7 protein-coding genes are annotated in these 10,102 nt (G+C 59.7%); 6 read left to right on the top strand and 1 reads right to left on the bottom strand.

The window, feature by feature from the left end; translation table 11 throughout:
- The first annotated feature begins 231 nt into the window (after window positions 1-231).
- Window positions 232-702, top strand: a complete 471-nt coding sequence (gene greA / locus VJ923_RS11510) for a transcription elongation factor GreA (protein WP_326441617.1) — start codon at window positions 232-234, stop codon at window positions 700-702.
- A gap of 2 nt (window positions 703-704) precedes the next feature.
- A complete protein-coding gene (lysS, locus tag VJ923_RS11505; RefSeq protein WP_326441615.1) occupies window positions 705-2,675 on the top strand; it encodes a lysine--tRNA ligase in 1,971 nt (656 codons plus the stop codon).
- A gap of 59 nt (window positions 2,676-2,734) precedes the next feature.
- Here the strand turns inward: lysS and VJ923_RS11500 are convergent, their stop codons facing one another.
- The gene (locus VJ923_RS11500) at window positions 2,735-4,138 is read right to left on the bottom strand and encodes a helix-turn-helix transcriptional regulator (RefSeq protein WP_326441614.1); all 1,404 of its coding nucleotides are present in this window, start codon (window positions 4,136-4,138) and stop codon (window positions 2,735-2,737) included.
- On the opposite strand from VJ923_RS11500, the gene VJ923_RS11495 reads away from it, so the two are divergent.
- The 4 genes from VJ923_RS11495 to VJ923_RS11480 all read left to right on the top strand — a co-directional run bounded on the left by VJ923_RS11495 (window position 4,095) and on the right by VJ923_RS11480 (window position 10,014).
- Window positions 4,095-5,528, top strand: a complete 1,434-nt coding sequence (locus VJ923_RS11495) for an FAD-binding protein (RefSeq protein ID WP_326441613.1) — start codon at window positions 4,095-4,097, stop codon at window positions 5,526-5,528. The genes VJ923_RS11500 and VJ923_RS11495 overlap by 44 nt on opposite strands.
- Window positions 5,529-5,721: 193 nt before the next feature.
- The gene (locus VJ923_RS11490) at window positions 5,722-6,303 is read left to right on the top strand and encodes a TetR/AcrR family transcriptional regulator (protein ID WP_326441611.1); all 582 of its coding nucleotides are present in this window, start codon (window positions 5,722-5,724) and stop codon (window positions 6,301-6,303) included.
- A gap of 238 nt (window positions 6,304-6,541) precedes the next feature.
- The gene (locus VJ923_RS11485; protein WP_326441609.1) at window positions 6,542-9,184 is read left to right on the top strand and encodes a molybdopterin-dependent oxidoreductase; all 2,643 of its coding nucleotides are present in this window, start codon (window positions 6,542-6,544) and stop codon (window positions 9,182-9,184) included.
- 26 nt (window positions 9,185-9,210) lie between these two features.
- Window positions 9,211-10,014: a 4Fe-4S dicluster domain-containing protein gene (locus VJ923_RS11480; RefSeq protein ID WP_326441608.1), complete on the top strand. Its 804-nt coding sequence runs from the start codon at window positions 9,211-9,213 to the stop codon at window positions 10,012-10,014.
- The last annotated feature ends 88 nt before the right edge of the window (window positions 10,015-10,102 follow it).

Raw genomic sequence — 10,102 nt, 5'->3', positions numbered from 1 at the left:
ATGGGCGCCGGCGAGAAGGACGTCGAGGAGGCTGCCGACGAGGAAGTCGTCGAGGAGGTCATCGAGGTTGAGGACGACGAGCCCGCTGCCCCGAAGAAGACGGTGAAGAAGGTCGTCAAGAAGAAGGCCGAGTAACCGGTTTCCTTCCACAACATGAGGCAAGAACGGTGGTGCGCCCGCTGCGTTGTGCGGGCGCACCACCGATGTATAAGAGAGAAAATAGGAAGATCCATGGCTAACGAAAACTATGTTCTGACCGAAGAGGGAAAGAAGAAGCTCGAAGAAGAGCTGCACTACCTGGAGAACGAGAAGCGCGCCGAGATTGGCGAGCGCATCAAGGTTGCCCGCGAGTTCGGCGACATCTCCGAGAACTCCGAGTACGACGACGCCAAAAACGAGCAGGGCATGATGGAGGCGCGCATTGCCGAGATCAGCCGCATCCTGTCCGAGGCCACCGTCGTGAACACCCCGAAGCGCTCCAGCAAGGTGAACATCGGCTCCATCGTCACCGTGGACATGAACGGCCGCGAGCGCGTGTTCACCATTGTGGGCGGCGCCGAGAGCGATGCCCACGAGGGCAAGATCTCCAACGAGTCGCCGGTGGGCCAGGCGCTTTTGGGTTGCAAGAAGGGCGACGAGGTGACCACGACCGGCCCCACCGGCCGCGACATCAAGCTGACCGTTCTGAAGATTGAGCACTAATCATGGCTGAGGAAACCATCGAAATCATCGAAGACGACCCCGTTGAGGTGCGCAAGGCCAAGCGTGAGGCGCTGATCGCTGCGGGCGTCGATCCTTACGGCCACTCGGTCAAGCGCAGCCACACCGTGGGCGAGCTGAACGAGAAGTACTCCCATTTGGAAGACGGCGAGTCCACTGAGGACGAGGTGCTCATTGCCGGCCGCATCATGGCCAAGCGCGTGCAGGGCAAGATCGCCTTTCTGGAGCTGCGCGAGTCTGGCTGTGACATCCAGCTGTTCTGCCGTATCAACGCGCTCGGCGAGGAGGCTTTTGCGGCCCTGTGCGATTTAGACGTGGGCGACTGGATCGCCGTTTCCGGCACCATGATGCGCACGAAGCGCGGCCAGCTGTCCGTGGCCGTGGATTCCTTCGAGCTCATGAGCAAGTCGCTGCGCCCTCTGCCCGAGAAGTTCCACGGGCTCACGGACAAGGAGACCCGCTACCGCCAGCGCTATGTGGACCTGGTCATGAACCCCGAGGTGCGCACCACCTTCGAGCGCCGCTTCAAGATCGTGTCGGCCATCCGCCGCTACATGGAGGACACCGGCTTCTACGAGGTGGAGACGCCGTTTCTGCACGCCATCATCGGCGGTGCGAACGCCAAGCCTTTCATCACGCACTTCAATGCGCTCGATCGCGACTACTACCTGCGCATTGCCACGGAGCTGCCGCTGAAGCGTCTGCTCGTGGGCGGTTTCGAGAAGGTGTTCGAAATCGGTCGCCAGTTCCGCAACGAGGGCATGGATCCGTACCACAACCCCGAGTTCACCACTATGGAGGCCTATGAGGCCTTCGGCGACCTCGATTCCATGATGGACCTCACTGAGGGCTGCATCAAGGCCGCGGCCCAGGCAGCTTGCGGCACGCTTGAAATCGAGTACCAGGGCGTGCCGGTGAACCTGTCCGGCGACTGGCGTCGCGCTTCCATGATCGAGCTTGCCAGCGAGCACGCCGGCGAAGAGGTTTCCTTCGAGCGCACCCGCGAAGAGCTCGTGGCCATTCTGGAGAAGAACGGCGGCCACGCGGAGGCGGCCTGGGGCAAGGGCAAGCTCATCTCCGAGATTTTCGAGGCCGTGGCGGAAGAGAAGCTCATCCAGCCCACCTTCGTCATCGATCATCCGCTGGAAATCTCGCCGCTGGCGAAGAAGCACCCCGATAACCCTGAGCTTACTCAGCGCTTCGAGCTGTTCATCCTGGGTCACGAGTACGCCAACGCCTTCACCGAGCTGAACGACCCGGTGGATCAGGCCGAGCGCTTCCGCGCCCAGGTGGCCGCCAAGGACATGGGCGACGACGAGGCCATGGGCTACGATGCCGACTACATCCGCGCGCTGGAATACGGCATGCCGCCGGCGGGTGGCGTGGGCATCGGCATCGACCGCTTGGTCATGCTGCTGGCCGATGCGCCCTCCATTCGCGATGTGCTGCTGTTCCCCCACATGAAGGACGAGGCCCCCGTGGTCGGGAAGGGCGCCGGGGCGGCTGCCCCCGCTGCTGCGCCGACTGCTACCGCGTCTGAGACCGAGCCCCCCGCGGCTCCCATCGACTTCTCCAACGTCGTTATCGAGCCGCTGTTCGAGGACGAGGTGGACTTCGACACCTTCAGCAAATCGGACTTCCGTGCCGTGAAGGTGAAGGAGTGCATCGCGGTGCCGAAGTCGAAGAAGCTGCTGCAGTTCACGCTGGATGACGGCACCGACGAGGACCGCACCATCCTTTCTGGCATTCACGCCTACTACGAGCCCGAGGAGCTGGTGGGCAAGACGCTCATCGCCATCACCAACCTGCCCCCGCGCAAGATGATGGGCGTCGCCTCCGAGGGCATGCTCATGTCGGCCATCCACGAGGTGCCCGGCGACGACGGCGAACCCGAGGAGCGTCTGAACCTTCTCATGGTAGACGACCGTATCCCTGCCGGCGCCAAGCTGTACTAGGCCGCGCTGCTATTGCAGGGGCCGCAGCCGATGCATTGCACATTGGCTGCGGCCCCTTTTTATTGAAGTGTTTCCTGTCGCTTTTCGGGAGAGTTGATTCGCTCGATTAGCTCTTGCTTTGAACGAACTCCCATTTTCCTATAGATGCACTTTGTGTGATTCTGGACTGTGTAAGGCGAAATGAACAGCTTCTCGCCGATCCTCTTTGCGCTATAGCCCTGCGCTAGGTATTCCAAAATGTCTTGCTCGCGAGCTGTGAGTGCAAATTGCACTGCTGCCGCCTTTAGGGCCTCGTTGAATCGTGTGTCGCTGGATTCGGATATTGCCGAGGAGTTTTCCGTATCAAAAAGCGTGCGGAATGAATTGCTGTGGATAAAAGAGCTGGCAAGCATTGTCGAAGCGGCTATAAAACAAAACGCGATAATCCCCGTAAGCCCTTCTTGCAGCAGAGCCAACATGTTCGGATCTGCAATTGGAATGCTGGGTACGTTGAGAAACGCGAGGCGACTAAGGCAGACTGGGGCAACCAAGAATAGTCCGAAAACGGTCACAACGGACAGAGATGATTCGTAGGCCAGGAGAAACAGCGCAATGAAAAAAGCGGCGCGCAGCAATGCTCTTGTCGTTTCGATAAAGTCAATAAATACAACGGTAACGGAGGAGCCAGTGAATATGCCCAAAAGCTCCCCAACGGCGAGCCCGAATGCGACGCCCAGGAGCAAGCAAAAACACTCTTTCTTGCCGATTGATGAGGGGTGCTTAAAATGAATGATTGTTGCTATGGCTGCCGAGGCAAGCACCGACAAGACAACGATCTCACGTAAATTCGAGACCCCAAGCATTTGATCTATCGACCCAGACGAAAACAGCATCTGAAAAACTCGACCGAGGGTTTCAAGCAGGAAATAAATAAGAATAGCAGGCGCGTATTTGCGAAGCGTCGCGGATGCGGTTAGATTCGAATCTCTCACAAAGCTATCTTCCGGTGTCCAGCATATCAATAAGAGAACTGCGGAAGCTGGAAGGCAGAACATGCGCAGGCCCTCAACGAATTGGGAGGGCGCAAACAAGGGAGAAGCTACTGCGCGTGCAATAAGAAGAGCGAACAATATTACCGTCGCGGCGGTAGGGAGGCCCCTCTCGAATGCAAGGAGCAGAGTCCGGCGAGTCCAATCGAATAAAACGGTGGGAAGCAAAGTGGCTTGCATTGCAATCGCGAAGATTGCGCAAAGGGCTTTGACGGTGTTGTCGGATGAGACGATTTGGGCAACTAACGCAATTGCGCCCGCAAGTGATAGGACGACGCAAGCGATAATCGCTCTACGTTGATAGATTCGTGCCTCGAGCGTATTTCTCAAAAGAATGAGTGCTGCGTCTTCTTGGGACGAAGAATATGACGTTATTGTCGTGGGTGGTGGCTTGGCCGGCACAACAGCGGCGGTGACCGTGGCGGCAGAGGGCAATGGCGCGACCTGTCTCCTTCTTGAGAAGGGCGACAATGAATACGGTGGAGGCAACAGCCAGTATTCGGCGGGAATGATATCCGCTACGAACGACTACGAAAATGCGCTGACCTACTTCAAGGCATTACGAGGTGAAAACGACACGGTTTCTGATGAAATCTGTGAAGCTCACATTACGGCGCTTACCGAACACGCCGATTGGCTAAGGTCTTTGGGAGCCGGAGACGATCTTGTGGTGTCGTGGGAAACAGAAGACAACGACGGCTATGTGCCGGAGTATCCCGAACTCTGTCCGACCCAGTATTTTGGAAGAATTAGGTTTAACGGCGAGGAGACGGGCGGATTTACGCATGTTCAGCAATTCATGGTCAGTAAGGTGAAGGAAAACTCGGACACTGTCACGCATTTGCTTGGCGCTCGTGCATTGCATTTGTTCCAGGACTCCGACACAAACGAGATTCTCGGATTGACCTATGAAGTTGACGGGAAGACGGTGAATGCAAAGGCCAATCACGGCGTCATTATGTGCTGCGGCGGTTTCGAGAACAACAGCGAGATGCTTCAAAATTATCACAAGTCTTACGGAGCCCACCCTCTTGCAGGCCTCTGCAATGAAGGTGACGGCATCACGATGTGCGCAGAAGTGAAGGCGCATATGTGGCATATGAACGGTATTGCCGGCTTCAACAACAACTTCTCCACGCTTGACGGCAGCGGTTTCGCATCAAATGATGGTGGAGCGGCAATTGTGCATGATCTGGGCATCATTGTGGGAACTCACGGTCGACGCTACTATATGGAAGTGGGCGGCTACAACAACAAGAAGCTTACAGACGATGATCTTCGAGTGCATGTTGGCCATCGTCACGGTGATCAGAACCTGGGCGGCATGTGGATGCACCAGCAGCTTCCCCCGCTATCGTGGTACGTGTTCGACCAAGCTGCCATGGACCAAGGGGCTACCAAAAAGCTTGGCGACATTGATCCTGTAGCGGAAGCCTGGGGATACAAAGACGAGACAATTGAGGGTCTCGCAAGCCAGATGGACGTACCGGCAGAGGAGCTCTCCAAGACCATCGCACACTGGAATTCACTTTGCGAAGCCGGAGAGGATCTGGCCTTTTATCGCCCCAGCGATACGCTGTTCCCCATTTTGCAGCCTCCGTTCTACGCTATGAAGATGATTCCTAACTTCTTGAACACGAACGGCGGACCAGAGCGTTCTGCTAAGGGCGAGATTTTGGACTTGGACCGCAATCCTATCCCTCACCTCTACGGCGCCGGTGAGTTTGGCTCAATCTGGTCCGATATGTACAACGGCGGCGGCAACCTGACGGAGTGCCTCGCCTGGGGCCGTATTTCGGTTCGCAATTGCCTCGGCATTGCTTAGCGCTCTTGTTTAAAACGCCCTCCCTATTTGCGGCTCTCGGTCTTATTGAGATCGAGAGCCGTGCTTTTGCCGGGGTATTGGCGATGAGAGAAGACGATGTACGTTACGACGGCAAGCGTCGGCTGCGTGATAGAATGAGGGCTAGCTTGCGCTCAAACAGACAAGCGGGGGCTTCGCGCAGATAGGGGAACCAATGAAAGACACTCCCTCCGATATCCGAAAGGCAGTCGAGCAGAGCTTTAAACAGCTGATTGCGCAGAAAGGGTACCGCTCGATTTCCGTGACCGATATTGCGGAGCTTGCGCGCATATCCCGCCATACCTTTTACGAGTACTTCGCCAACAAAGAAGCGGTGGTGGCGTCTTTGTTCTATCAGGACGCCATAAAGCCGCTCGAAGACGCCCATGCCCTCTTCTCGCTTAAAGAGCGCATGGATATTCCCCAGATAACCGAGCGTCTCTTAGGGAAAATGTATCAAGGCGTCTACGACAATCGTGAGTTTTATGCGCGCCTCGTCACGTCGCTCACGGGTAGTAACGATGTGTTTGTGCAGGTAGTGACAAATGCTATTTGTATTTTCAACGTCGATCTGATGGGGAGCCTCGGTTATGCTGGCACGGCCAAAGAGATTGACTATGCTGCCTTTATTTTCGGCTCGTCTCAGGCCATGCTTATGCAGCGGTGGATATCATCGGGATTCGATATGAGTGTAGAGGAGATAACGGCGCTCTATAGTCAGGTCATGACGCCGTTTTGGCTTAATCGCATGCCCTAATTCGCATTCCGACAAAAGACAAATCTGTAAGACGCATACTTACAGATGCGTTATATGTTTGACGGTTTTGAACAACGTTGCCTCCTGTGATGAAAATGATGACTGAGCAGAAATACTGCCAGTTGAATGCTGCCTTCGCGACCCCGCATAGTAATGGTCAGGGGAAGGGGGCGGCGTCTGCCTGATGTCGAACCTCCTTCTACGCCAAATCGCGAAAGCGAGAGAGAGGAGAAGGCAGATGGGCAATGGCATGCCGACAATCGTCGAGGCCTACAAGGGCACTGACGAGACGACCATCCAAAGCATTGGCTGCGGCGGCATGGGCGGTGAGATGACCGCCGTCGACGCACGAGATGGCAAGATCGTTCGTATTCGCCCGTACCGCATGGACGAGCGCTACACGGCCGAGGAGCTCGCCCCGTCCATGTGGGAGCTGGAGAAGGACGGGAAGACGTTCAGGCCCGCTATGAAGGGCGCGCCGAACTACTTCTCGCTGGCGTACAAGAACCGCGTCTACTCGAAGAACCGCGTGCAGTTTCCGCTGAAGCGCGTCGACTGGAACCCCGACGGCGAGCGCAATACTCAGAACCGCGGCATCTCGAAGTTCGAGCGCATCTCGTGGGACGAGGCCATCGACATCATCGAGGCCGAGCTGTCCCGCGTGATCGAGTCCTACGGACCCTTCAGCGTGCTGTGCGTGGGCGAGGACGGCCATCGCGAGTCGAAGGACCTCCACGCCGGCGGCGGCATGCACGCGAACCTCATGAGCAAGCTGGGCGGCTACACTCGCGAGACCCGCACCCCCGACTCGGTGGAGGGCTGGTATTGGGGCGCCAAGCACGTGTGGGGCTCCGGCTCCAACAAGGGCCTCGGCATGTGCGCGCCTGTCCAGACCGGCTACAACTCCTGGAACGTCATCAAGGACATCACCGAGTACTCCGACCTCGTCTGCTTCGACGCCGGCGACTGGGAGCTCACCCAGAACTACGGCAGCCAGTTCCTCTCCCGTCTTCTCAAGTACTGGGAGGAGCTGGGCAAGGAGTTCGTCGTCGTGGACCCCTTCTGCAACTACACCGCGGCCTGCCACGAGACGATGAAGTGGATCCCCATCCTGCCGGCCACGGACTCCGCCTTCGACTTCGGCGTCATGTACGTCTGGATTACCGAGGGGCTCTACGACAAGGAGTACGTCGAGACCCATACGGTGTACTTCGACAAGCTCAGGGCGTACGTGCTGGGCGAGGATGAAGAGGGCGTCGCCAAGACTCCCCAGTGGGCCGCCGAGCGCTGCGGCGTGCCGGCCCACACCATCAAGGCCTACGCGCGCAACGTGGGCAGGAAAACCGCCTCGCACTGCCATTTCAGCTCGGGTGCGGTGAAGGTGCCCTATTCCCACGAGGCGGGACGCACCGGCGCCTACAAGCTGGCCATGCAGGGCCTGGGCAAGCCGGGCGTCCAGCAGCTCCACCTGAACGCCATGGTCGTGGCCAAGGAGAAGATCGCCCGCTCGACGACGGCGCCCTTCAGCTCCATCAACCAGTGCCGCATGTTCTACCCGACGGTCCAGTCCCTTCCGCGCACCGAGGTCGCCAACGCCATCAACAACGGAAAGGTGAAATGGTGGGGCAGCCCCTGTATCGTCTACGTGGAGACCTCCGAGCAGTTCCAGGAGTTCAACTACCCGGCCCCGGCCGACAAGGGCGGCGCGAAGATCCACCTGCTGTGGTCGGAGAAGCCCTGCAACATGAACTGCTGGAACGGCGGCTTCACGTTCCAGGACGCCATCCGCTCCCCCGAGGTCGAGTGCTTCATCACCAACCACCAGTGGCTGGAGAACGACTCCCTGTTCGCCGACTTGGTCCTGCCGGTCACCACCTGCCTGGAGGACAACGACTCCATGGGCGCCGGCATGTCCGTGGCCCTGCGCCGCAGCGGCCTGACGCCCCCGGCCTGCGAGCGCGTGGGCGAGTCCTACTCCGACTTCGAGATCGCCTGCAAGGTCGGCGAGCGCTTCGGCGTGCGCGACCAGATCGATCTGGGCATGACCCAGGACGAGTGGCTGAAGTTCGGCTTCGACCAGTCCGAGCTCGGCTCGGAGATCTCCTGGGAGGACTTCAAGGACAAGGGCTACTACTTCCCGCAGATCGACCCCGCCTGGAAGGACCTGCCCGCCGGCATGCGCCCCTTCTACGACGACCCGGTGGCCAACCCGCTCGACACGCCGACGGGCAAGCTCGAGTTCTGGTCCGACGCGCTCGCCGAGCACTTCCCGGACGACAAGGAGCGCACGCCCATGGCGAAGTGGCTCGTCGGCGGGCCGGCGAGCGAGGGGTGGACCCACGACGAGAGCCTCTGGGGCGAGCGCTGCAAGGAGTACCCGCTGCTGGTGACCGCCAGCCCCGCCCGCTTCCGCGTCCATGTCCAGGGCGACGACATCAAGTGGTTCCGCGAGATCGAGACCTGCAAGGTGCGCGGCAAGGACGGCTACCAGTACGAGCCGCTCTGGATCGCCCCCGAGGACGCCGAGGCGCGCGGGATCGCGGACGGCGACATCGTCAAGATCTTCAACGACCGCGGCACGGTGCTCCTGGGCGCCCGCGTCTCCGAGCGCGTCATGCCCGGCTCGGTCATGGTCCACAAGGGGAGCCGCGTCGACCCCATCGCGCCGCACCTCGACCGCGGCGGCGCCATCAACCTCATCGCGCCCCAGGCGACGGTGTCGCAGCACTGCAAGGGCTTCGTCGTGACGGGCTACCTCACCGAGGTCGCCAAGGTGACCGACGAGGAGTACGAGGGCTGGAAGAAGGCCTATCCGGACTGCTTCGACCGCGATTACGACCCGGCCATCGGCATTAACTACAAGTCCTGGGTCGTCGAGTAGACCGTCCCCAGCGAGAGAGGATAACGATGAAGGCATTTCTCATCAACGTCAAGAACTGCGTGGGCTGCCACGATTGCCAGATCGGCTGCAAGGACGAGCACTGCGGGAACGATTGGGGCGAGTACGCCGCCCCGCAGCCGGAGGTCGGGCAGTTCTGGTGCAAGGTGAACCAGTACGAGCGCGGGCACAAGCCCCATGTGAAGGTGAGCTACGTCCCCACCATGTGCAACCACTGCGGAAACGCCCCCTGCATGGCCGTCGCCAAGGACGGCGCCGTGTACCGCCGCGAGGACGGCCTGGTGCTGATCGACCCCGCGAAGGCCAAGGGCCAGCGCCAGATCGTGGACGCCTGCCCCTACCACGCCGTGTACTGGAACGAGGAGCTCAACATCCCCCAGAAGTGCACCGGGTGCGCCCATCTCCTGGACGGCGACGAGCCCATCAAGGTTCCCCGCTGCGTCGACAACTGCCACGTCGACGTCATCCTGTTCGGCGAGGAGGAAGAGCTCGGCCTCGACGGCACCGAGGAGGTCCTCCACCCGGAGTACGGCACGAAGCCGCGCGTGTTCTACCGCGGCCTCCCCAAGAAGTTCATCGCCGGCACGGTCTTCGATCCCGCGGAGGACGAGATCGTCGAGGGCGCGACCGTCACGGCGGCCGGCGAGGCGGGGACGTACTTTGCGACGACGGACAGCTGGGGCGACTTCTGGCTCCGCGACCTTCCCGATGCCGACTGGACGGTGACCATCGAGGCCGGCGGCAAGAAGAAGACGATCCAGACGAGCACGGTTTCCGAGGACAAGGGCCTGGGGGATATAGCCCTCGTCTAGCCAGGATCGCGCCGGGCCGGGCTCGAGCACGACCGGCCGGCCCGGCGCAAGGCGCTTAAATGCGCTGTTGCACATCAACTAAATTCCG

Source organism: Adlercreutzia shanghongiae, from assembly GCF_035830635.1.
In the GTDB taxonomy this organism is placed as follows: Bacteria; Actinomycetota; Coriobacteriia; order Coriobacteriales; family Eggerthellaceae; genus Adlercreutzia; species Adlercreutzia shanghongiae.
Note: the sequence above shows the minus strand (reverse complement) of the source record. Positions and strands in the feature narration are given on the sequence as shown.